Genomic DNA, 21,408 nt, shown 5'->3' on the forward strand with positions numbered 1-21,408 from the left:
GCCTGCTTGGAGGTCTCGGCGGCGCGCACCGTGGCGAGGTCGCGGGCCGCCGAGGCACGCACGGACCCGACGGCCTCGAGGACGGAGTAGCGGGTGTAGAGGTCGTCGGGGGTCTGGGCCTCGACGAGCAGGGACAGGTCGCGCAGCTCGGCGCCGGGGTCCTGCATCTCGCTGGCGACCTGGCCGATCGCCTCGGTCGCGGACACCATGGAGGCGCGTGTGCGGGCCAGGTCGTCACGGGCAGTCGTCTCGTCGGCGCGCGCCTGCTCGAGCTGGGCGGCCAGCTCGGCGTCGCGACGACGGGCCGCCTCCAGGGCGGACGTGGCGGCCGCCTCGGCGGCACGCGCCCCGGGCAGCTGGCGCTCCGCCGTCACGAGCTCGGCGTAGGCGTCGGCGAGGGCGGAGGAGGTGACCTCGAGCGTCCCCCGGAGCGTTCCCATGTCCCGCTCCAGGGCGGACCGGCGGTCGCGCAGGTCGTCGTCGGAGTCGCCACGCACCTGGGCGGCGTGCGCCGGCGCCGCGAGGAGGACCGACGGCAGCACCGGGAGGGCGGCGGCGAGGGCACAGGCCAGGGCGACGGAGCCGCGATGGAGACGGCCTCGGTGGAGCACGCTCATGTCTGACGTCCTGGGGGTTCCGGGGGCGATGGCGGTCGAGCACGAGGTCGGTGCCGAGCGACACCGCCTCCACGTTGGTACCACCAGCACCAGCAGTCGCACGACCACCGACCTCGCACGGAACCTCCCCGAGACGCTTTTGTCACCCGTCCGCGACCTCTGACCATGCGAATGGCCTAAGAATGACGGCGGCCCCGTCCGTCATACGCGCAGATAACGACGCAGCGTGACCAGCGAGGTCAGGAGGGCCACGACCAGGGCGGTCAGGAACAGCCAGGGCGCGACGCGCCACAGGTCACCCTGGTCGACGACGGCGATGCCGCCGAGGATCGTGAGCTGGCCGGCCTTCTGCCCGACGAACCACGCGAGGACCCCCCACAGCAGACCGGTGGCCAGGGCCGCGCCGAGCAGCGAGGCGACGACCGTCTCGATCACGAACGGCGCCTGGATCGTGGCCGCGCCCGCCCCGACGAGGCGCATGATGCCGGTCTCGCGCCGCCGGCTGTAGGCGGACTGCCGGATCGTGGTCGCCACGAGGAGCGTGGCGCAGAGGAGCATGACGCCCGCGAGCGCGATCGTCGCGACGGTCAGCGTGCTGAGCAGGTCGATGAGCGGCTCGACGACCTTGCGCTGGTCCTCGACCTTCTCGACGCCCGGGGAGCCCTGGAAGGTGCTGGTGATCTGGGGGTACTGCTGCGGGTCCTTGAGCCGGACGCGGTAGGACGCCTTGAGCTGCTCGGGACGCGTGCTCTGGACCAGCGGGTTGTCGCGGAACTGCTCCTTGAACCGGTCGTAGGCCTCCTGCTGGCTCTCGAAGTAGCGCTCCTGCACGATCGGCATCGCGTCGAGCTGCTTCTCGAGGGCGGTGCGGTCGGCGTCGGTGGCGGCGCCCTTGGAGCACGCGGCCTCGGCGGACGTGGCGTTGCACAGGATGATCGAGACCTGGATCTTGTCGTACCAGTAGCCCTTCATCGTCTGGACCTGCTGGTAGCTCAGCAGGCCGATGCCGAGGAACAGCAGGCTGACCATGGTGACCAGGGCGACCGACACGGTCATCGACAGGTTGCGGCGCAGGCCGGTCCAGGCCTCGCCGAGGATGAAGCCGAGCCTCATCGGTCCCCCTCCTCTGTGGGCTCGAGCGAGCCCGTGGACCGGGCCGTATGCCGGGACGCGCCGCCGTCAGGTCCGCGGAGCCCGGTCGCGCGAGTGAGGGCGTACTCGCCCCGCTCGTCGTCGCGGACCAGCCGCCCTTCGTCCAGCTCGAGCACCCGCCGGCGCATGGCGTTGACGATCTCGTCGTCGTGGGTGGCCATCAGCACGGTCGTGCCACGGCGGTTGATCTGGTCGAGCAGGTTGATGATGTCCAGGCTCGTCGCGGGGTCGAGGTTGCCGGTGGGCTCGTCGGCCAGCAGGATCGAGGGCCGGTTGACGATGGCGCGGGCGATGGCGACGCGCTGCTGCTCGCCGCCCGACAGCTCGTGCGGCAGGCGGCGGCCGAGGTCCTGCAGGCCGACCATCTCGAGGGTCTCCCCCACCTGGCGCCGGATGTCGCGGCGGCGACCGCCGATCACCTGCAGGGCGAAGGCCACGTTGTCGGTGACGGTCTTGGCCGGCAGCAGCCGGAAGTCCTGGAAGACGCAGCCGATCTCGCGGCGCAGGGCGGGCACGTCCCGGCGTGGCAGCCGCTCGAGCTCACGGCCGGCGACCTGGACCCGGCCCGAGGTGGCGGTCTCCTCCTTGAGCACCAAGCGCAGCAGCGTGGACTTCCCGGAGCCGGACGAGCCCACGACGAAGGCGAACTGTCCCCGCTCGATGCTGGCGCTGACGTCGTCCAGGGCGGGCCGCGTGGTGCGCGGGTAGACCTTGGACACGTGGTCGAACCTGATCATCGCGTGGCGCGCCCCGTCCTCGTCCCGTCGGCCGCCGCCGGGTCAGGTCGCGACCCACGGCACAGGACGAGCCTAGGCCGACCGGGGGGACGAGCGCCGCACGTCTTGCCGACTCGGCGTTGCGGACGGCGACCGGCGGTGACGATGCGTCAGGACCTGCCGGCGGAGGAGGGTCAGGAGGTGCTGGCCCGCGAGTGCTCGGCGAGGAAGGCCTCGACGTCGTCCTTGGCGGTGACGAGGTCGAGGTGGCGCGTCTCGCGGTGGACCTTGATGGCCGCGATGCGCTGGCCGCGCAGGGCGAGCTGCTGGGCCTGCTCGTCGAGCACCGGGCGCGCCTGCGGCAGGTGGTTGGGGTCCATGCCGGCGAACTTGGCCAGCATGGCGACCTGCTCCTCGAGCAGCTCGACGCGGCGGCGCAGCAACGCGACCTCACGACCCGACGAGTCCCCCCACAGCAGTGCCATGGGGTCAGCCTAGGTCACGGTCAGGTCACGTCGGAGTGAATACTGGGCCTCACCACCCGGATGCCGCCTGATGGACGACGCACGGGTGACGCGGTGCTCCACGACGACTACCCAGCGTCGACTACTCGGTGTCGTTGGCCTTGTTGCGGCGCCAGCGGATCCCGGCCTCGAGGAAGCCGTCGATGTCGCCGTCCAGCACGCCCGAGGTGTTGCCGACCTCATGCTCGGTGCGCAGGTCCTTGACCATCTGGTAGGGGTGCAGGACGTAGGACCGCATCTGGTCGCCCCAGCTCGCCTTGACGTCGCCGGCGAGCTCCTTCTTCTTGGCGTCCTCCTCCTGCTTCTTCTGCAGGAGCAGGCGGGACTGCAGGACGCGCAGCGCAGCCGCGCGGTTCTGGATCTGGGACTTCTCGTTCTGCATCGACACGACGATGCCGGTGGGGATGTGCGTCATCCGGACCGCGGAGTCCGTGGTGTTGACCGACTGACCACCGGGGCCCGAGGAGCGGAAGACGTCGACCTTGAGCTCGTTCTCGGGGATCTCGACGGTGTCCGTGGTCTCGATCAGCGGGATCACCTCGACGGCGGCGAAGCTCGTCTGGCGGCGTCCCTGGTTGTCGAACGGGCTGATCCGCACGAGGCGGTGCGTGCCGGCCTCGACGGACAGGTTGCCGAAGGCATAGGGCACGTTGACCTCGAAGGTCGCGGACTTCAGGCCCGCCTCCTCGGCGTAGGACGTGTCCATGACCTTGGTCGGGTAGCCGTGGCGCTCGGCCCAGCGCAGGTACATCCGCATGAGCATCTCGGCGAAGTCGGCCGCGTCGACGCCACCGGCGCCCGAGCGGATCGTGACGACGGCCTCGCGCTCGTCATACTCCCCCGACAGCAGGGTGCGGACCTCGAGCTCGCCGACGGCCTTGGTGATGGAGACCAGCTCGCGCTCGCACTCGGCGAGGGTGTCGGCGTCGCCGCCGTCCTCGGTCGCCATCTCGACGAGCACCTCGAGGTCCTCGATGCGCTGGTCCATCTCGACGACCCGGTCGCGCTCGGTGTTGGCGCGGGACAGGGCGCTCGTGACCTTCTGCGCGGCGTCGGGGTCGTCCCACAGGTCGGGGGCGCTGGCCTGCTTCTCGAGCTCGGCGATCTGACCCGCCAGCGCGTCCAGGTTGGTCACCTCACGCACCGACGCCATGGTCGCGCGGAGGTTCTTGATCTCTTCGGAGAAGTCGACAGCCACAAAGCAACAGCCTACCGCCCGGGTGCAAACCGCCCGCTCAGCGCAGGTGACGCAGGTAGCGCTCGGGGCCGTCGAGGAATCGGCGGTAGTGGTCGACGAGGTCGAGGTCCTCCCACGCCGCGGGACGGTAGCCGTCCTCGTCGAGCTGCAGCAGCGTCGCCCCGGGCAGGCTGGCGAGGACCGGCGAGTGCGTCGCCAGGAGCACCTGGCTGTCGCCGCGCTCCATCAGCCCGAGCAGCACCGCCAGCAGGTGCAGCTGGCTCGTGAACGACAGCGCCGACTCCGGCTCGTCGAAGACGTAGAGCCCGAACTTGTCGGTGAACCGGTGCCCGGTGAACAGGTCGAGGAAGCCCTCGCCGTGCGAGCGACCGTGGAAGTCCTCCCCGAACATCCCGTCGAGGTAGGTGTAGAAGGAGTGCATCGTCTCGGCCCGCAGGAAGAACCCCCACCGCGTCGCCGACCCCGCGTGCCGCACCAGCTGCAGGTGCTGGTGCAGCGGCGACTCGCTGGGCCGCGTCGTGTGCTGTGCCCCGGTCGACCCGCCCTCGGGGTTGAGGCCGTAGGCCATCGCGATCCCCTCGACCAGCGTCGACTTGCCCGCGCCGTTCTCCCCCACCAGCACGGTGGCCGGACCCAGGTCCAGCCCCTCCCGCAGCAGCTGGGCGACGGCCGGTATGTCGAACGGCCAGACGTCGTCGCGGCGCTCCGGCACCTCGCCGGTGACCCGCGCCTCGACCCTCCGCAGCGGCAGCCGGACGTCGTGCCAGGCCTGGGCGGTGGGGCGGCGCGGCGTCATACGGCCATGCTCCCCCATCAGCGGTCAACGCCAGAGTGGTCGCAGATCCGACGTCAGGAGCCTCCAGACGTCGGATCCGCGACCACTCTGCGCGGACCTGCCTCAGACGAACAGCGAGGCGACCAGGACCGAGAGCAGACCCATCACGGAGATCAGGGTCTCCATGATCGACCAGGTCTTGATGGTCTCGGAGACCTTGAGGCCGAAGTACTCCTTGACCAGCCAGAAGCCGGCGTCGTTGACGTGCGAGAAGAACAGCGAGCCCGAGCCGATCGCGAGGACCAGCAGCGAGGTCTCGCCGCTGCCCATGCCGGCGACCAGCGGGGCGACGATGCCGGAGGTGGTGACCGTGGCGACGGTCGCGGAGCCGGTCGCGAGGCGGATGACCACGGCGACGAGCCAGGCGAGGAGCAGCACGGACAGGCCGGAGCTCGCCATCCCGTCGGCGAGGAGCTTGCCGATGCCGGTGTCGACCAGCACCTGCTTGAAGCCACCACCGGCGGCGACGATCAGGATGATGCCCGCGATGGGGGGCAGCGAGGACTCGACGCTCTTGGTGAGCTCGGCGCGGGTCCAGCCGGCGCCGCGGGAGAAGGTCCACATGGCGACGAGCGCCGCGATGAGCAGCGCGATCAACGGGGTGCCGAGGAAGTCGAGGCTGACGCGGATCAGGTTCTTCTTGTCGCTGATCAGGATGTCGGCGAGCGCCTTGCCCATCATGAGGACGACGGGCAGCAGCACGGTGAACAGCGTGATGCCGAAGCCCGGGCGACGACCGGTGGTGTCCTCGCGGGACTCGAACAGGTCCGGCGCGGGCACGTCGACCCAGCGGCCGGCGATGGTGCCGAAGACGGGGCCGGCGACGATCAGGGCGGGGATCGCGAGCAGGACGCCGAGGGCCAGGGTCAGGCCGAGGTCGGCCTTGAGGACGCCGATGGCGGCGAGCGGGCCGGGGTGCGGCGGCACGAAGCCGTGCATGACCGACAGGCCGGCCAGGGTCGGGATGCCGATCCTGATCAGCGACTGGCCGGAGCGGCGGGCCACGAGGTAGATGACCGGCATCAGCAGGACGAGGCCGATCTCGAAGAACATCGGCAGACCGATGAGGGCCCCGACGCCGGCCATCGCCCACGGCAGCGCGGCCGGGGAGGCCTTGCCGACGATGGTGTCGACGATCTCGTCGGCGGCGCCGGAGTCGGCCATCAGCTTGCCGAAGATCGCACCGAGGGCGATCAGGGTGCCGACGCTGGCCGCGGTCGAGCCGAAGCCCTTGGTGAAGGACTCGACGGCGGTGTTCATGTTGAGCCCGGCGACGGCGGCCACGGCCAGCGACCCGATGGTCAGGCCGAGGAAGGGGTGCATCTTGAACTTGGTGATGAGCAGGACGATCAGCGCCATGCCGATCAGCGCGGCCGGGATGAGGCGGCCCGCGGGGATCGCGGCGGCTGCTTCCCCGGCCTGGGCCAGGGAGATCAGGGTGGTGGTCATGCTGGGCGACATCCTTGTCTGTCAGGGCTCTTCGTCGTCGCGGGGGCGATCGAGAGGGTGGGTCGGGTGGTGCTGGAGCGGTCCGTATGACGTAGTGGTGGGGGCCTCGGGGGCGGGTGCCTCAGGAGGCGGCGGGCACGACGGGGTCGCCGGGCACGGCCTGGGCCGGGAAGGCCCGCACGTAGTCGTCGATGATGACGTCCACGGGCAGGGCGAAGTCGATCGCCACGCCCGCCTCGTCCTCGCGGAGCGGCTCGAGCGTGTCGTACTGCGAGTCGACGAGGGAGGCGGGCATGAAGTGGCCCGGGCGTCCGGCGACCCGCGCGGCCACGACCTCGCGGTCGCCGTGCAGGTGCAGGAAGGTCAGCTCGGGGGCGCCGCTGCGCAGGATGTCGCGGTACTTGACCTTGAGGGCGGAGCAGCCGATGACGGCACCGGTCTCCTCGTGGTCGCGCAGCCAGGTCGCGAGGCGGAACAGCCAGGGGCTGCGGTCGTCGTCGTCGAGGGGGATGCCGGCCGCCATCTTCGTGACGTTGGCCTCGGGGTGGAAGTCGTCCGCGTCGGCGAACGGGACGCGCAGCCGCTGCGCGAGGGCCGCACCGGCGGTGGTCTTGCCGCAGCCGGTGACGCCCATGACGACGACACGTGGGGCGCGGGTCCGCGCGCCGTCCGTGCCGATGTCGGAGGAGCTCATCGTCGAAGCCTCCAGGTCTTGGGGACACGCCTCGTCGCGCGTCGAGGGCACCAGCATGCAACCTCTAGGCAGACGATTTCAAGACCTTGGGCAAAATATGTATGACGATTGACCCGTATGGGCTGCCAAACGTCACTGTGTGGGACGATCGAGCCATGCCCCCCGCACCCTCCCGATCCAGCCTGCACGACATCGTGGTGGAGCGCCTCGGTCGCTCCATCGTCTCCGGGGAGCACGCGCCGGGCACGGTCCTGCGGGCCGACCTGCTCGAGGAGAGCTTCGGCACCTCGCGGTCGGTCGTCCGTGAGGCAGCCCGCGTCCTTGAGGCCATGGGCCTGATCGCGACCCGCCGCCGGGTGGGGATCACGGTGCAGCCGCGGTCGGCGTGGCAGGTCTTCGACCCCCGCATCATCCGGTGGCGCCTCGACGGCACCGAGCAGGACCGCGCCGAGCAGCTGCGCTCCCTCAACCAGCTCCGCGCCGGGATCGAGCCCATCGCGGCCGGCCTCGCGGCGCAGCACGCGACCCCCGAGCAGGCGGGGACGCTGGTCGGCTCGGTCATGGAGATGGCCCGCTGGGCCAAGGCCCAGGACCTCGAGGCCTATCTCGAGGCGGACGTCGTCTTCCACACCACCTTGCTGCGGGCCAGCGGCAACGAGATGCTCGCGGCCCTGGACGGCGTGGTCGCCGAGGTCCTCGCCGGGCGCACCCACCACGACCTGATGCCCGTCGACCCCAACCCCGAGGCGATCCGCCTGCACGGCGACGTCGCCCAGTCGATCCAGTCCGGCGACGCGCTCGCGGCGACGCGGGCGATGCAGGAGATCATCGACGAGGCCGCCGCCGCGGTTGCCGCCGTCGTCGGATCCTGACAGCGGGCGCCGGCATACGGCCAGGGGGCACGACCAGGCGCGCGGCCGGCGCGACGCTGGGCACTGAGTCTGCGGCCAGGCCCATCCGTGGATTCCGTGAGGTGGAATGGCCCGAGACGGCCCGGTTGCGCGCGTGTCACCGTGAGGGCCGCCCGAGCTCGTGATCATCGGGGTGAGCGGCCTCTTCTACGGCCTGATGTTCACGCCGGTCCTGATCGTGGCCTTCGGGTTCTTGGTCAACCTCTTCGAGCGCGGCTACACGTCCCTGGCCTACGCCTACTCGCCCGAGCTGTTCGACACCGACGCCCGCTCGCTCGGGACGGGATTCAGCTACGGACTCGGTCGACTGTCGAACGCCGCGGGCCCGTTGGTCATCACCTCGATCTACACCTCGTCCGGCTATCGCTCGGTGTTCTCCTTCATCGCCGCCACCTGGTTCGTCGGAGCGCTGGTCCTCGCCTTCTTCGGGCCGCGAACGCGGGAGCTCGCGACCGCCTGACCGCAGGTCAGCGCACCGCCGAGCGAGCGCGGGACACGACGGTCACGTCCACTCCCCCGCCGAAGGCCTCGACCACGCTGCCGACGATCGGCAGGTCCACGTGACCGGTCACCTCGACCACCGCGGTCTCCCCGTCCGGGCTGCCCGTCCGCCCACCCAACGACCAGGACCGCACCAGGTGGGGTCGCCGCTCCGCCGACAGGTGCTCACCGGCGACCTCGGCGACGCCCGCGCTCGTGACGGGGACCATCGAGGGCAGGCCCTGGGTGTAGACGCGGTCCTCGTCGATGCGGTCGGCCGCGTCCAGCGCAGCCGAGTCCGCGGCGTCCCACAGCTGGGTGCGGGCCAGCTGCACGGCCGTGATGTCCACACCCACCACGATGAGCATGGCGGCGACCAGCATCATCCCGAGGGACAGCAGCGAGATCGACCCGCGGTCCTCCTCGTCGGTGCCCACGCCCGGGCTGGAGGCGTTCTCACGAGCACCGGTCGCCCCGAGCGCGGACCACCTCACGACTCGCCCCGGAAACGCTCGACGGTCGCCAGGTGCTCACCGTGCACCACGACCTCCGACGGCACCACGCCCCGCACGAAGTCAGGCACCAGCGGCAGCGGGACGCGCAGCGTCGTGGTCGCCCGCACCCGGGCGTCCGGCCCGAGGCAGGGATCGTCCAGGCACGCGACCTGGACCTCTCCGGCCGCGAAGCCGTAGTCCTCGAAGATGATGCGCGCCGCCGCCTGCGCCCGTCCCTGCGCGGCGTCCACGTCGCGGGACTCGGCGAACACGCGGCCCGCGTCGCGGGCGGCCCCGGACACGGCATACGCACCGGCCTGGAGCTGGGCCAGGGTCATGACGAGGTAGAAGAGCGGGACGAGCAGGAGCACCGAGACGCCGATCAGCTCCAGGCTCGCCGACCCGCGGTCGCCCTGCTCGCGCACGTCCCGGCCGAGACGGCGGCGCAGCCCCGGCAGCCGGCTCGGCCGGTTGTGCTGCTGCGGCCGGTCGAGCGAGGTCACGACGGTTCCTGCCCTTCCCGATAGGCCCGTCCCGACACGGTCAGCTGCCCGGCCGGCCCCAGGGTGCCGATGACCGGCAGCGGCGCCCGGATCGTCACCTCGACGACCTCGGCACCACCGGAGGAGGTGACGCGGGACGAGACGTCCTGGGCGTAGCGGTCCGTGGTGAACCCCCGCACGAGCTCCTGCGCCCGTCCGACCGCCGCCCCGGGATCCACGTCCGCGCGGGCGCCGTAGCGGGCGCCCTCGACCGCGCACTGCACGAGGGTGTTGCGCACGTGCAGCGCGACGGCGACCTGGACCACGCCGAGCACGAGGACCATGAGCAGGACGGTGACCATGGCGTACTCCGCCACGGCCGAGCCGCGCTCGGGGTCGTCGCGCACGGGGTGGTCGCGCTCGGGGTGGTCGCGCTCGGCGACCCGCAGGAGGGCAGGGGTCACCGGTCAGCCGCCGATGGTGGCCATGGCCTTCTCGAACAACCCCGTCAGGGCGGGCTTGGCCACGAGCGCGAGGGCCGCGACCAGACCCGCCGTCATCAGCGTGATCATGACCCAGCCGGGCACGTCGCCCCGCTCGCGGTCACGGTCGTCGTGCAGCCGCGCACCGAGGACGTGCAGGGTGGCGGTGGTCCGGGTCAGCAGGGCGAGCCCGGCGTCGGTGAGGTGGTGCATGTCGTCCTCCGTGAGGGTATGGATGGGTCAGACGGTGAGGGTCAGGAGCTGGAGACCGGGGAAGACCGCGAAGAGCACGGTCACCGGCAGGATGAGGAAGACGACGGGCGTCATCATGGCGATCTCGCGCCGGCCGCCCTCCTCCATGACGGCGCGACGGCCCTGCTCGCGCACGTCCTGCGCCTGCGAGCGCATGACATCGGCGAGCGGGGTGCCGCGCTCGACGGCGATGACGATGCCGTCGACGAAGCGGGCGAGGCCCGGGAGCCCGGTGCGGTCGGCCAGGGACTGCAGGGCGGCGGGCAGCGACGACCCCGCGCGGGCGTCGGCGAGGCAGTGGCGCAGCTCCTCGGCGAGGTCCCCGCCGGAGAGCCGGCAGACGCGGTCCAGGGCGCCGGAGGCACCCTCCCCCGCGCTCACGGACAGGGCGAGCAGCTCTGCGACCGTAGGGAACTCCTGCAGGATGCGTTCCTCACGGCTGCGGACGGCGCGGCTGAGCAGGTGGTCGCGCAGGACGACCCCGGCCGCGGTCGCCACGACGACGAGCACCACGGCCGGCACCAACGCGCCCCGGTCGCGAGAGACGGCGACGGTGGCCCCGACCGCGCCCAGGACGGCTCCCCCGGCGCCCCACAGCACCTGCTGGGCGCGAAAGCCCTCGACGTCGGGCACCTGGCCGGAGCGCTGCAGCCGTCGCCGCACCGACTCCTGCCCGCCGAGCGCGAGGTCCAGCCGGGCCCCGGCGCGCACGAGCCAGGGCTGCAGGAGTGCCAGCAACCCACGGTCGTCGAGCTCTCGGCCCACCGCAGGGGGTGGGAGCGCCACGTCCTGCAGGTATGGCACCACCCGGTCGTCGATCGTGGGTCGGCGCCGTGCGGGGAGGCGGCGCCATACGAGCAGGACACCCGTGGCCCAGGTGAGCCCGAGGGCGGCGCCGGCCCACGACCAGTCGGCCAACCAGCTCATCGCAGCACCCTCCGCTCCTCGGGGAGGCGCCCGATGCGCATCATCAGCTGGTAGGCGATCACCGTGATGACGGCGCCGGAGGCCAGGACGACGGCCCCGAGCGGGGTGCCGAAGGGCTGCAGCGACGCAGGGCGGGTGGCCATCGTGGCCAGGACGACCCAGGGTGCGGCCACGGCGAGCCGGGCCGCGTTGACGGTCCAGCTCTGGCGGGTCTCCATCTCGGCGCGGGTGCGGGCGTCCTCGCGCAGGAACGAAGAGAGAGTCCGCAGCAGGCGCCCCAGGTCGCTGCCGCCGACCTCACGGGCGAGCCGCATCGACTCGACCAGCCGGTCACCGACCGGATCCGCGAGCTGTGCCTTGAGGCGGTCCAGGCAGTCGCCGAACCGTCCGGTCACGCGGTAGTCGTCGGCGAACGCCGCGAACGCCGGCCGCAGCGGCTCCGGGCCGCGGACCGCCAGCTGAGCCAGGGCCTCGGGCAGCGCCAGCCCCGCGCGCACGCCCGAAGCGATGTTGTCGACGGCGTCCGGCCACAGGTCGCGCAGGAGCATGCGGTGCCGGCGTGCCCGCCCGCGGACCACCGCCAGCGGGGCGTAGCCGGCGATCACCGCGAAGCACACGGCGACGGGGACCACGCCCGTGGTCGCCCAGGACGCCACGAAGGTGATGAGGCCGAGGAGGGCGCAGCCCGTCACGACCTGGGCAGGTGTCACCGAGCGCAGGTCGGCCTGCACCAGCTCGTCGCCCAGGCGGGCCAGCCGAGGCCCACGCACCTGCTCGACCCGGTCCTCGGACGGCACCCAGCAGGACCACCAGATGCAGAACAGCCCGAGGCCGAGGAGGAGCCCCACCGCGAGGCCGCTCATGATCGCGGTGCTCCGAGGATGGCGGTGACGTCGTGCCCCTCCCGCTCGAACCGGTCCAGGTGGGGCGGGAACCCGTCGCTGCGCACGAGCTCGTCACCGCGCCGGGTGAACAGGTCGGCGACCTCGATGACGTCGTCCTCGACCCGGCCGGGCACGGCGACGATCTCGCGCACCCGCCGCGTCCCGTCACGCTCCAGGGCGACCTGCACGACGACGTCGATGCTGCCGGCGACGGTGGGGACGACGAAGCGGGAGCCGACGTTCTCCCCGGCCAGCAGCGGCAGGGTGCACATCTTGGTGATGGCCTCGCGGGCGGAGTTGGCGTGGATGGTCGCCATGCCGGGCAGGCCGCTGTTGAGGGCGATCAGCAGGTCGAGGCTCTCGGCCTGGCGGACCTCCCCCACGACGATCCGCGAGGGCCGCATGCGCAGGGCCTCCTTGACGAGACGCCGCAGCGGGATCTCGCCGGTGCCCTCCAGCGAGGACTGGCGGCACTGCATGGCCGCCACGTCGCGGAGCGGCAGCTGGAGCTCGAACACCTCCTCGCAGCTGACCACCCGCTCCCGCGGCGGGATCGCCGAGGCCAGGCAGTTGAGCATGGTGGTCTTGCCGGCCTGGGTGCCGCCACTGACCAGGACGTTGAGCCCGGAGGCGACCGCGGCGGCCAGGAAGTCGGCCGCGTGCCGGGTCAGGGTGCCCAGCCGCACGAGGTCGTCCAGGTGGGTCGCCTTGGCCACGAACCGGCGGACGTTGACCTGCCAGTGCTCGCGGGACACGTCGGGGATCACGACGTGCAGGCGCGAGCCGTCCGGCAGGGACGCGTCGACGAACGGGGACGAGAGGTCCACACGTCGCCCGGAGGACTTGAGCATGCGCTCCACGAGGTCGCGGACGCCGTCGGCGGTGAGGATCGTCGGGGTCAGCTCGCTCACCCCGTCCCGGGCGACGAACACCTTGCCCGGCTCGTTGATCCAGATCTCCTCCACCAGAGGGTCGTCGAAGTACGGCTGCAGCGGACCGAACCCGGCCACCTCGTCCACGATGCGCTTGGCGGTGAGGTCGACGTCCTCGAGCGGCGGCAGCCCGGCGGCGATCGCCCGCTCCTCGTAGTCGTCGATGGCCCGGGCGACGAGAGCGGTCACGCGGGCGCGATCGGCCACGGGGTCGACGCCGTCGCGCCTGATCGCGTCCCTGACCTCTGCCTCGAGGGTCGTGCTCGTCTGCACCATGGCTCCTTGCTCCGGGTCCCTCGAATCTAGGGAGATTCCGGGCGTCACAGGCTCCGTCCACCTGAATGGCTGTGGATGTCACGGAGTGCGCGTCACCGTTCCTCCGGTCCTGTGGATGACGCCCAAAGCCTGTCGGTGGCGGCCTGCACAGTGGGCCCGACGCGGGAGGAGGACGCAGTGCGAGTGGAGCTGAGGGTGCAGTCGGCCGGGGTGGAGTCGGTCGTGGCCGTCACGGCCCCGCCAGGCACGCCCTGGTCGACGGTGCGGCCGCTCCTGGCGACGGCCGTCGGAGGCGACCCAGGGACCGTATGGCGCCTCGGCCCCGCCGTGATCCCGGACGGCGCCGTGGTGGGTCGGCCGCCCCTGGTGCGGGGAGCCCGGGTGAGCGACCGGCCCGACGTCGGGGACGCGTCCGCCCCCGCGAGACCGCCGTCGGCGTTGCACCTCGTCACCGTGGGCGGGCCGGATGCCGGGCGCGTGGTGCCGCTGCCCGCAGGACCGCACGTCGTCGGCCGCGACCCGACGTCCGACATCACCCTCGACGACCCGGAGCTGTCCCGCCGTCACGCCGTCGTCTCGGTGGACGACGACGGCGTGCTCCTGACGGACTGCGGCTCGACCAACGGGTCTCACGTCGACGGGGAGGCGGTCGAGGGGTCGGTGGCCCTGACGGTGGGCACCCGGGTGCGCCTCGGGAGCTCCGTCGTGTCGGTCCGTCGCAGCGCCCGCCGTCAGCGTGCCGAGCCTGACGGGGAGGGCCACCTCGTCGTCCACCCGCTCCCGACGGTCGTGCCGCGTCCCGAGGACGTCGTCCTGGAACGTCCCAGGCCCCCCGCCGGGGCAGAGGGCCGGAGCTTTCCGTGGTTGACCCTGCTGCTCCCGTTGATCGCCTCGGGGGTGCTCGCCTGGGTGATGCACTCGCCCTACCTCCTGCTCTTCGGCCTGCTGGGCCCGGTGATGGTGCTCGGCACCTATCTCACGGACCGTTCGGCCCGGGGTCGTCGGGCTCGAGCCGAGCGCGAGGACCACCGGGCCGCCGGTGCGGACCTCGACCGGCGTCTGGCCGAGGTCCTGGCTGACGAACGCGTGAGACGCGAGCAGGCGTCGCGGGATCCGGCGGCGGTCCTGATGACCGCCCGGCTCGAGGCGCCCGGGCTGTGGTCCCGACCCGCCGGGGCGACGGTGCCGCTGGTCGTCCGGCTCGGCCGCGCCCGGCTGCCGGCCCGCGCGGCCGTCCGCGAGCCGGACGGCGCCCTGACCCGGCCCTCCCTGGACGACGTCCCGGTCGACGTGGACCTGGCGGAGGCCCGCATCATCGGCCTGAGCGGACCCGGCGCGATCGGCGTCGCGCGGGCCGTCGTGGGCGCCCTCACCGTCGAGTGCCCTCCAGATTCGCTGACCATCGACGTGGTGGCCGGCTCGCCCCGCCAGGCCCGGTCGTGGGAGTGGAGCCGCTGGCTGCCGCACCGTTCGCAGCGGCCGACGACGCCCGTGCCCGTCGTCGGCACCCAGGCGGCCTCCGACCTGATCGAGGAGCTGCTCGGGAACGACGTCCTCGGCAGCCCGCACGCGGCTGGATCACCCCGGCACCTGGTGGTGGTCGCCGGGCTCGACTCGGCCGGGCTGGACGAGCTGCTCCCTCGGCTCCTGTCCGGGGTGGGAGGTGAGTCGGTGCTGGTCCTGACCGTCGCGGAGCAACCGGACCGGCTCCCGGCGTCGGCCGGGGCCTGGTTGCGACTCGATCCCGATGGCCGGGCCTCAGTCGGTATGCCGGGCGGAGGTCTGGTCTCGGGCGCCGTCCCCGACGCGGTCGGACCCAACGTGTCGTGGGAGCTGGCGCGAGCGCTCGCGCCCTTGCGGGCGTCCACCTCGGGCGCGGCGGCCATCACCCCCGACCTGGTGACCCTGGCCGACGTCAGCCCCGTCGGGCTGGACAGCCCGACCGACGTGGCCGCGGCCTGGACCCGGCCCACCCGGCACCCCCTCGCAGCGCTCGGCCGCTCGGCAGGCGGCCCGATCACCCTCGACCTCGCCGCCGACGGCCCGCACGTGCTCGTCGGCGGCACCACCGGGGCCGGCAAGTCCGAGCTGCTGCAGACCCTCGTCGCGGGGCTGGCTCTCGCGCTGCCGCCGGACGAGCTCACCCTCGTGCTGCTCGACTACAAGGGTGGGGCGGCCTTCGCCGAGTGCGCCGCCCTGCCGCACACCACAGGACTCGTCACGGACCTCGACCCCCACCTCGCCCGTCGAGCCCTCACCTCGCTGCGCGCCGAGCTGACCCGCCGCGAGCGTGCCCTGCGTGCTGCCGGCGCGGTCGACCTGGAGGCCTACCAGCGGGTCCGCCGGCCCGGCGACCCGCTCGTGCCCCGGCTGGTGATCGTCGTCGACGAGTTCCGGGTCCTGGCGCAGGAGCTCCCGGACTTCGTGCCGGGGCTGCTCACCGTCGCCACGATCGGTCGCTCCCTGGGCGTCCACCTCGTGCTCGCGACGCAGCGACCGGCAGGTGTCGTCACGCCCGACATCCGTGCCAACGTCAACGCTCGCATCGCCCTGCGCATGCGTGACCGCGCCGACTCCGAGGACGTCATCGAGGCACCCGACGCGGCCCGGATCAGCGACCGGCTGGCCGGTCGCGCGCTCTGGCGGACCGGCGACGGAAGCCTTCGAGCCTTCCAGACCGCGTGGGCCGGAGCACCGGCCCTCGTCACGACCGGCGACGTAACGGTGGAGCTCGAGGACGGGCGACGCGTGTCCTCCGCCCGGAACGGACCAGACACCCAGCTCGCAGCCCTCGTTCGCGCCACCTGCGAGGCGGCCGTGGGACGGTCCCGACCGGCCAGTCCCTGGCTCGCGCCGTTGCCTGATCTCGTCCACCCCGCCGACCTCCCGCCCGACCCCGGCCCGAGCGACGGCCACGGCGCCCTGCCCCTGGGCCTGGTGGACCTCCCGCACGAGCAGCAGCAAGCGGTCTGGCACTACGACCTGCAGGCCGGTCGTCACCTCGCCGTGGTCGGGACCCACCGGACCGGCCGCACGAGCCTGCTGCGGAGCGTCGCGGTCGAGGCGGTCTCGCGACACACCGCAGACCAGCTGCACCTGCACGTCGTCGACGGAGACGGCGGGCTCGGCGACCTCGAGACCCTGCCCCACTGCGGCACTCGCGTGACGCGTGCCGACCCGGGTCGCGTCCTGCGTCTCCTGCAGCTGCTCGCCGCCGGGCTGCACCCCACCGTGCCCTCCGAGGTTGCCTCCGACGACGCGCACCCGACCGTCCTGGTCCTCGTCGATCGGTGGGACGCCGTCCTCGCCGGCGCGGACCCTCTCACCGGTGCCGCCCTGCAGGACGCCCTGACCGGCCTCCTGCGCGACGGGCCCGGGCACGGCCTCGTCGTGGTGCTCGCCGGTGATCGCTCGTTGCTGACCTCGTCGATCGCGACCCACCTGGGAGAGCGTCTGCTGCTGCGGCTCGCCGACGCGACGGACCTGGCCCTGTGCGGCGTCCCGGCCTCGGCCCGCCCGGACCACCAGCCTCCCGGGCGCGGCATCCGGGCCACGGACCACGCCGAGGTCCAGGTCGTCCTCACCGAGCCGAACGACGTGCGGCAGCTCGCCCGTGACCTGGTGCCGGCCCGTCGGCGACCACCGCTGGCCCTGCGACCGCTGCCGGCCATGGTCACCGACGACGCTCTGCGGCAAGCAGATCCGCGCGCCTTCGGGCTCGGCGGGGACACCGCCACCCCCGTCGCGCTGGACCTGGCCCTCCGGCCGGTCGTCACCGTGTGCGGCCCACCGGGCAGCGGACGCAGCACCACCCTGATCACCCTGGCGCAGGCATCCGGGCGGCCGACCGAGCAGGTGCTCGTCATCGCTGTCGGCCCCTCTCCGGTGGCCGCGTGGGCCGTCTCGGGCTCCGCAGCCAGCGTCCTGGGCCCGAGCGACGACGAAGCGCTGCGCCGGCACCTCGCCCAGCAGCCCGCGACGCTGGTCCTCGTCGACGATGTCGAGCGCCTGCTGGACAGCCCCGTCGAGCAGGTCCTGGTCGAGCTCGCGCGGCACGCCGTCAGCCACCCCGGTGGGGCCGCCGTCGTCGCCGCGGGCACCACCCAGCACCTCGCTGCGACCTACCGCGGCCTCGCCACGGAGCTCCGCCGCGCCGCCACCGGCATCGTCCTGCAGCCACGCCACGCCTCCGACGGCGACCTCCTCGGCGTCGCCCTCCCCCGCCTGCACGGACCCCCACCTGGTCGCGGCGTCCTGGTCGATCGTGGCCGCACCCTCGTCGTGCAGGTCGCGCTGACCCACCGCCTGCAGGGACAGGGCACAATCGACGGGTGACCACCCGCCTGAGCCCGACGACGCGCTTCGCCGTGGTCGCCGCGGGCGGGATCGGCGGAGCGCTCCTGCGAGCAGGCATCAGCGAGCTCGTCCCCTACGACGCGGGCCACTTCCCCACCTCGCTCCTGCTCACCCAGGCGATCGGCTGCGGGCTGGCCGGCTTCCTCACGCCCTACCTGCTGCGCCGCGGACCCCTGTGGTCACTCGCCTTTCTCACCGGGGCGCTCGCGTCCTTCACGACCTTCGGCCTGTTCACCGGCCAGGTCATCCTGCTCGCCCCGCAGCGACTCGCGACCGCCGTCGTCTACCTCCTCGCCACCGTCCTGGTCGGCGTCGCCGCCGCCGTCGCAGGCCTGCACCTCGCGATGAGGCTGATCGAGCGCCCCGACCGCTCCGACCGTCCGGGCGGTTCCGGGGGGCCACGCTCGGCCGTGCGCCGGCAGGCCTCCACCGGCACCCACCCCGTCCAGTCCCGCGACCCGCGCGAGCACACCTCGCCCGTCCGCGCCGCCCGTCCGAGGTGGCGCCGATGAGGCTCGTCGACACCCTGTGCCTCGCCGTCGGGGCCGGGCTCGGCTCCATGGTCCGGTATGCCGTCGCGCTGCGCGCCCCATCCCGAGAGGACCTCCCCCGCGGCGCCGTCGCGACGACCGCGGTCAACGTCACGGCGTCGCTGCTCATCGGCATGATGCTGCACTGGTTCGTCGCCGGCGGCCTCGCGCAGCCGCTCTATGCCCTCGTCGGGATGGGCTTCGCCGGCAGCCTCGGCAGCTGGTCGCCGCTGGCCGTCGGGTGCGCCGAGCTCGTGCACCGCCGGGAGTGGACGTTGCTCGGCACCTACCTCGGCGGCAACGTGCTCGGTGGGGTGCTGGCCGCCACCCTGGGCTGGGCCGTCGCCGGCGCCTGACGCCGGCGGACCGTCATACGGCTGGTGCTCGCCTCGGAGACGCAGGCAGGGGGCCGACGCCGGCTCGGGGTCCGGGTCGGCGCGGGGGTCGAGGTCGGGGTCGCCGCCTCAGGCGTCGACGCCCGAGCCGTGGGGACGGGAGAGCACGATCCCGGCGATCGCCACGGTGACGCCCAGCAGCACCAGCGCGGCCAGCACGACCTCGCCGCTCTGCCACAGGCTGATCCCCACCGGCACGAGCAGCACGTGCCACAGCACCGTCGGGGTGCGCGGCCACCTGCTCCCGCGCCACAGTCCCCGCGCCAGCGCCACGAAGCCCGCCGCGGCCAGGAGGAACAGCACGAGCTCGACCACGCTCCGCGCCACCTCGTCGGTGCCACCGGACCCGATCTGCACTGCCCAGTAGCCCGCGGCCACCACGGCCACGACCGCCTGGATCGCCAGGACGAGGGCCGACCAGAGTGCGGCCCCGGCGCTCGTGGCCGCGCCTCGCGCTGGTTTGCTGCTACTCAACGTGACCAATCCTCTTCAATCGTGACCAAAGGTCAGGTCCGATCGCACGATCGGCCCTGAATTCGTCCCAGCCTCTAGTCAACGAGGCATGTTCTTACTAAGGTTGCTAGTCGGCGTGCGACGAGCTTTGCTCGATCAAACGGTACCCACAAGCGTAGGCGACAGCTTCTGACGCCCACCCCTTGTGCCACAGATGCGGCAGATGTGATGGTGGACGAGAGCGGGTCGGAACACGCTGGGCATGTCCATCGTTGGACCCAACATCTCCCACACCCCACAAGGGTACGGAACCCTGGATGCCCTCACGCACCCAGGCCGCATCGTCAATGCAAGGAGCATGATCAAGATGGACTGGCGCGACCGCGCGGCCTGCCTTGAGGAGGACCCTGAGCTCTTCTTCCCGATCGGCAACACGGGCCCGGCAATCATGCAGATCGAGGAGGCGAAGGCCGTGTGCCGACGCTGCCCGGTCATGGACACCTGCCTCAAGTGGGCCATCGAGTCCGGTCAGGATGCCGGCGTCTGGGGCGGCATGTCCGAGGACGAGCGACGCGCTCTCAAGCGCCGCAACGCCCGGGCCCGCCGCGCGAGCTGACTCCCGCAGGCACATCACACCAACGACGGCGTCGCCACCCCCGGGTGGCGACGCCGTCGTTCGTGCGCCTAGCAGGCCCATGAAGCTGCGCCGTGCCGAGCCGACGCTCGCAGCGCGGACCCCGCACGCCCCCGACCCCCGCACCGTGCCTGCTCAGCGCTCGCAGCGCGGACCTCGCACGCCCCGACCCCACGCGACGGCGGTCAGACCAGGTCGTCGGTCGGCTTGCCCTCGGGACGCAGCTTGGCGGTGAACGTCACGGTCGTCCCGCGGGGTTCGCGGCGCTCCCAGCGGATGTGACCCCGCAGGTCCTGGACCAGGCTCGACACGATCTGGGTGCCCAGGCTGTCGCCCTGCGGCGTGAAGCCCTCCGGCAGCCCGACCCCGTCGTCGGAGACGGTCACCGTCAGCAGCTCCCCCGCGTCGTCCGACGGGTCGTTCGGGTCGGCGTCGCGGCGCGCCTCGATGACGAGCTCGCCACCGGTCGAGGCCAGGCCGTGCTCGACGGCGTTGGACACGAGCTCGGCCATCACCATCGACAACGACGTGGCATCCTCGGCCCGCAGCCGCCCGAACGACCCGACGAGCTGCGTGCGCACGGGCTCCTCCGTGCGTGCCACCTCGACGACCGAGCTGCTGGACCGCCGGACGATGTCGTCGAAGTCCACGGTCTCGTCCAGCGCCTGGCTGAGGGTCTGGTGCACCAGCGCGATCGTGCCCACCCGCCGCACCGCCTCCTGCAGGGCCACGCGAGCGTCCTCTGACGGCATCCGACGGGCCTGGAGGCGCAGCACCGCCGCGACGGTCTGCAGGTTGTTCTTGACCCGGTGGTGGATCTCGCGGATCGTCGCGTCCTTGGTCATGAGCTCCCGCTCGCGGCGCCGCAGCTCGCTGACGTCGCGCATGATGATGACCGCGCCGACCCGCTGCTCGCGCTCGACCAGGGGGATCGCGCGCATCGTCACGTGGCCGGCGCGGGTCTCGACCTCGGTGCTCCACGGCGCGCGCCCCGTCACGACCAGGGCGAGGGTCTCGTCGACCGGTGCGTGGTCCCGGAGCACGCCCGTCGTGATCTCGGCGAGCGTCACCCCGATCACGGCCCCGACGTGCCCGATGCGGTGCAGGCCCGAGATGGCGTTGGGGCTGGCATAGGTGATGACGCCGTCGACGTCGAGACGCACGATGCCGTCGCCCACGCGGGGAGCCCCGCGCCGCTGCCCCGTCGGGACCTCGCTGCTGGGGAACGCGCCCGACGCGATCATCCGGCACATGGCGTCGCCGGTGGACATGTAGGTCAGCTCGAGCCGGCTCGGCACCCGCAGGTAGGCGGGATTGGTGCAGCGGCTCATCACCGCGACCGCCCGGCCGTTGTGCACGACCGGGACGGCGTCCTGCCGGATCCCGTCGTCGTCGATCCAGCCCGGGTCCTGGTCGCGAACGGTCCGCCTGGATGCGAACGACTCGTTGAGGAGCGGTCGGCGGCTGCGCGGGGTGCGCGTCCCCACGATGTCCTCGGCAAACACCATGCGCCCGGTCGTCGGGCGCGCGTGCGCCACGACCAGCCACTCCCCCGACCGCGTCGGCACCCACAGCACCAGGTCGGCGAAGGTTAGGTCCGAGATGATCTGCCAGTCGCCCACCAGCAGGCGGAGCCAGTTGAGGTCGACGTCGTCCAGGTCGGTCTCGGCACGCAGGATGTCGGTGAGGGTCGCCACGTCCTCACCCTAGGTGACCGGAGGCGAGCCCCGGCGCA

The 21,408-nt window shown here is 72.7% G+C and carries 23 protein-coding genes; 6 read left to right on the top strand and 17 right to left on the bottom strand.

The genetic code is table 11. The features are described from left to right. From B2P18_RS03110 to B2P18_RS03145, 8 genes are all read right to left on the bottom strand, one after another. A partial coding sequence (locus B2P18_RS03110; RefSeq protein ID WP_286955799.1) for a hypothetical protein occupies positions 1-617 on the bottom strand: 617 nt, incomplete at its 3' end. Between the two features lie 201 nt (positions 618-818). Continuing rightward, the gene (gene ftsX, locus B2P18_RS03115) at positions 819-1,730 is read right to left on the bottom strand and encodes a permease-like cell division protein FtsX (protein ID WP_019287687.1); all 912 of its coding nucleotides are present in this window, start codon (positions 1,728-1,730) and stop codon (positions 819-821) included. Continuing rightward, the gene (ftsE, locus tag B2P18_RS03120) at positions 1,727-2,506 is read right to left on the bottom strand and encodes a cell division ATP-binding protein FtsE (protein WP_286955801.1); all 780 of its coding nucleotides are present in this window, start codon (positions 2,504-2,506) and stop codon (positions 1,727-1,729) included. The genes ftsX and ftsE overlap by 4 nt, the downstream gene beginning before the upstream one ends. Positions 2,507-2,679: 173 nt before the next feature. Beyond that, entirely contained in the window at positions 2,680-2,970 is a 291-nt protein-coding gene (locus tag B2P18_RS03125; RefSeq protein WP_019287685.1) for a hypothetical protein, read from the bottom strand. A 121-nt stretch (positions 2,971-3,091) separates the two neighbouring features. Continuing rightward, the gene (gene prfB / locus B2P18_RS03130) at positions 3,092-4,207 is read right to left on the bottom strand and encodes a peptide chain release factor 2 (RefSeq protein ID WP_019287684.1); all 1,116 of its coding nucleotides are present in this window, start codon (positions 4,205-4,207) and stop codon (positions 3,092-3,094) included. 37 nt (positions 4,208-4,244) lie between these two features. Then, the gene (locus tag B2P18_RS03135) at positions 4,245-5,003 is read right to left on the bottom strand and encodes an AAA family ATPase (RefSeq protein ID WP_286955802.1); all 759 of its coding nucleotides are present in this window, start codon (positions 5,001-5,003) and stop codon (positions 4,245-4,247) included. Positions 5,004-5,105: 102 nt separating this feature from the next. Next, positions 5,106-6,491, bottom strand: coding sequence for a GntP family permease (locus tag B2P18_RS03140; RefSeq protein ID WP_029211553.1), 1,386 nt, complete (start codon positions 6,489-6,491; stop codon positions 5,106-5,108). Positions 6,492-6,612: 121 nt separating this feature from the next. Beyond that, positions 6,613-7,185 (bottom strand): gluconokinase, encoded by a 573-nt coding sequence (locus B2P18_RS03145; RefSeq protein WP_050993353.1) that lies wholly within the window; start codon positions 7,183-7,185, stop codon positions 6,613-6,615. A 155-nt stretch (positions 7,186-7,340) separates the two neighbouring features. Here B2P18_RS03145 and B2P18_RS03150 point away from each other — a divergent pair, with 155 nt between their 5' ends. Then, a complete protein-coding gene (locus B2P18_RS03150; protein WP_286955803.1) occupies positions 7,341-8,057 on the top strand; it encodes a FadR/GntR family transcriptional regulator in 717 nt (238 codons plus the stop codon). A gap of 172 nt (positions 8,058-8,229) precedes the next feature. Next, positions 8,230-8,556 carry an MFS transporter gene (locus B2P18_RS03155; protein ID WP_286955804.1) on the top strand — a complete coding sequence of 109 codons (327 nt, stop codon included), beginning with the start codon at positions 8,230-8,232 and terminating at the stop codon, positions 8,554-8,556. 7 nt (positions 8,557-8,563) lie between these two features. On the opposite strand, the gene B2P18_RS03160 is transcribed toward B2P18_RS03155, so the two are convergent. From B2P18_RS03160 to B2P18_RS03190, 7 genes are read right to left on the bottom strand one after another with little or no spacing between them, the layout of a single operon-like run. Beyond that, positions 8,564-9,070, bottom strand: a complete 507-nt coding sequence (locus B2P18_RS03160; protein WP_286955805.1) for a pilus assembly protein TadG-related protein — start codon at positions 9,068-9,070, stop codon at positions 8,564-8,566. Then, positions 9,067-9,573 carry a hypothetical protein gene (locus B2P18_RS03165; RefSeq protein WP_029211558.1) on the bottom strand — a complete coding sequence of 169 codons (507 nt, stop codon included), beginning with the start codon at positions 9,571-9,573 and terminating at the stop codon, positions 9,067-9,069. Before B2P18_RS03165 ends, B2P18_RS03160 begins: the two co-directional genes overlap by 4 nt. Continuing rightward, the gene (locus tag B2P18_RS03170) at positions 9,570-10,016 is read right to left on the bottom strand and encodes a TadE/TadG family type IV pilus assembly protein (protein ID WP_019287676.1); all 447 of its coding nucleotides are present in this window, start codon (positions 10,014-10,016) and stop codon (positions 9,570-9,572) included. Before B2P18_RS03170 ends, B2P18_RS03165 begins: the two co-directional genes overlap by 4 nt. 3 nt (positions 10,017-10,019) lie before the next feature. Continuing rightward, positions 10,020-10,247: a hypothetical protein gene (locus B2P18_RS03175; protein WP_019287675.1), complete on the bottom strand. Its 228-nt coding sequence runs from the start codon at positions 10,245-10,247 to the stop codon at positions 10,020-10,022. Positions 10,248-10,274: 27 nt separating this feature from the next. Next, positions 10,275-11,213, bottom strand: coding sequence for a type II secretion system F family protein (locus B2P18_RS03180; RefSeq protein WP_286955806.1), 939 nt, complete (start codon positions 11,211-11,213; stop codon positions 10,275-10,277). Then, entirely contained in the window at positions 11,210-12,076 is an 867-nt protein-coding gene (locus B2P18_RS03185; RefSeq protein WP_286955808.1) for a type II secretion system F family protein, read from the bottom strand. Before B2P18_RS03185 ends, B2P18_RS03180 begins: the two co-directional genes overlap by 4 nt. Continuing rightward, on the bottom strand, positions 12,073-13,305 hold the full coding sequence (locus B2P18_RS03190; RefSeq protein WP_286955810.1) for a CpaF family protein: 1,233 nt from the start codon (positions 13,303-13,305) through the stop codon (positions 12,073-12,075). The genes B2P18_RS03185 and B2P18_RS03190 overlap by 4 nt, the downstream gene beginning before the upstream one ends. A 177-nt stretch (positions 13,306-13,482) precedes the next feature. Here B2P18_RS03190 and B2P18_RS03195 point away from each other — a divergent pair, with 177 nt between their 5' ends. From B2P18_RS03195 to B2P18_RS03205, 3 genes are read left to right on the top strand one after another with little or no spacing between them, the layout of a single operon-like run. Further along, the gene (locus B2P18_RS03195) at positions 13,483-17,640 is read left to right on the top strand and encodes an FtsK/SpoIIIE domain-containing protein (protein WP_286955812.1); all 4,158 of its coding nucleotides are present in this window, start codon (positions 13,483-13,485) and stop codon (positions 17,638-17,640) included. Then, positions 17,637-18,173, top strand: coding sequence for a fluoride efflux transporter FluC (locus tag B2P18_RS03200; RefSeq protein ID WP_029211564.1), 537 nt, complete (start codon positions 17,637-17,639; stop codon positions 18,171-18,173). The genes B2P18_RS03195 and B2P18_RS03200 overlap by 4 nt, the downstream gene beginning before the upstream one ends. Then, positions 18,170-18,547 (top strand): fluoride efflux transporter FluC, encoded by a 378-nt coding sequence (locus B2P18_RS03205; RefSeq protein ID WP_029211565.1) that lies wholly within the window; start codon positions 18,170-18,172, stop codon positions 18,545-18,547. Before B2P18_RS03200 ends, B2P18_RS03205 begins: the two co-directional genes overlap by 4 nt. A 108-nt stretch (positions 18,548-18,655) precedes the next feature. Here B2P18_RS03205 and B2P18_RS03210 read toward each other — a convergent pair whose 3' ends face one another. Continuing rightward, positions 18,656-19,060 (bottom strand): hypothetical protein, encoded by a 405-nt coding sequence (locus B2P18_RS03210; protein ID WP_156911295.1) that lies wholly within the window; start codon positions 19,058-19,060, stop codon positions 18,656-18,658. Between the two features lie 346 nt (positions 19,061-19,406). Between B2P18_RS03210 and B2P18_RS03215 the strand changes: the two genes are divergently transcribed. Continuing rightward, entirely contained in the window at positions 19,407-19,655 is a 249-nt protein-coding gene (locus B2P18_RS03215; RefSeq protein ID WP_029211567.1) for a WhiB family transcriptional regulator, read from the top strand. A 203-nt stretch (positions 19,656-19,858) separates the two neighbouring features. On the opposite strand, the gene B2P18_RS03220 is transcribed toward B2P18_RS03215, so the two are convergent. Then, positions 19,859-21,370: a sensor histidine kinase gene (locus tag B2P18_RS03220; RefSeq protein WP_029211568.1), complete on the bottom strand. Its 1,512-nt coding sequence runs from the start codon at positions 21,368-21,370 to the stop codon at positions 19,859-19,861. Positions 21,371-21,408: the final 38 nt, after the last annotated feature.

It is taken from the genome of Arsenicicoccus sp. UBA2120 (genome assembly GCF_002330965.1).
Taxonomy (GTDB): Bacteria; Actinomycetota; Actinomycetes; order Actinomycetales; family Dermatophilaceae; genus Arsenicicoccus; species Arsenicicoccus bolidensis.

Coding starts and splice junctions, on each gene's coding strand:
- B2P18_RS03145 (WP_050993353.1), bottom strand. CDS start 7,185: ATGAGCTCCTCCGACATCGGCACGGACGGCGCGCGGACCCGCGCCCCA.
- B2P18_RS03150 (WP_286955803.1), top strand. CDS start 7,341: ATGCCCCCCGCACCCTCCCGATCCAGCCTGCACGACATCGTGGTGGAG.
- B2P18_RS03125 (WP_019287685.1), bottom strand. CDS start 2,970: ATGGCACTGCTGTGGGGGGACTCGTCGGGTCGTGAGGTCGCGTTGCTG.
- B2P18_RS03215 (WP_029211567.1), top strand. CDS start 19,407: ATGGACTGGCGCGACCGCGCGGCCTGCCTTGAGGAGGACCCTGAGCTC.
- B2P18_RS03190 (WP_286955810.1), bottom strand. CDS start 13,305: ATGGTGCAGACGAGCACGACCCTCGAGGCAGAGGTCAGGGACGCGATC.
- B2P18_RS03140 (WP_029211553.1), bottom strand. CDS start 6,491: ATGACCACCACCCTGATCTCCCTGGCCCAGGCCGGGGAAGCAGCCGCC.
- ftsX (WP_019287687.1), bottom strand. CDS start 1,730: ATGAGGCTCGGCTTCATCCTCGGCGAGGCCTGGACCGGCCTGCGCCGC.
- B2P18_RS03180 (WP_286955806.1), bottom strand. CDS start 11,213: ATGAGCTGGTTGGCCGACTGGTCGTGGGCCGGCGCCGCCCTCGGGCTC.
- ftsE (WP_286955801.1), bottom strand. CDS start 2,506: ATGATCAGGTTCGACCACGTGTCCAAGGTCTACCCGCGCACCACGCGG.
- B2P18_RS03205 (WP_029211565.1), top strand. CDS start 18,170: ATGAGGCTCGTCGACACCCTGTGCCTCGCCGTCGGGGCCGGGCTCGGC.
- B2P18_RS03135 (WP_286955802.1), bottom strand. CDS start 5,003: ATGACGCCGCGCCGCCCCACCGCCCAGGCCTGGCACGACGTCCGGCTG.
- B2P18_RS03175 (WP_019287675.1), bottom strand. CDS start 10,247: ATGCACCACCTCACCGACGCCGGGCTCGCCCTGCTGACCCGGACCACC.
- B2P18_RS03185 (WP_286955808.1), bottom strand. CDS start 12,076: ATGAGCGGCCTCGCGGTGGGGCTCCTCCTCGGCCTCGGGCTGTTCTGC.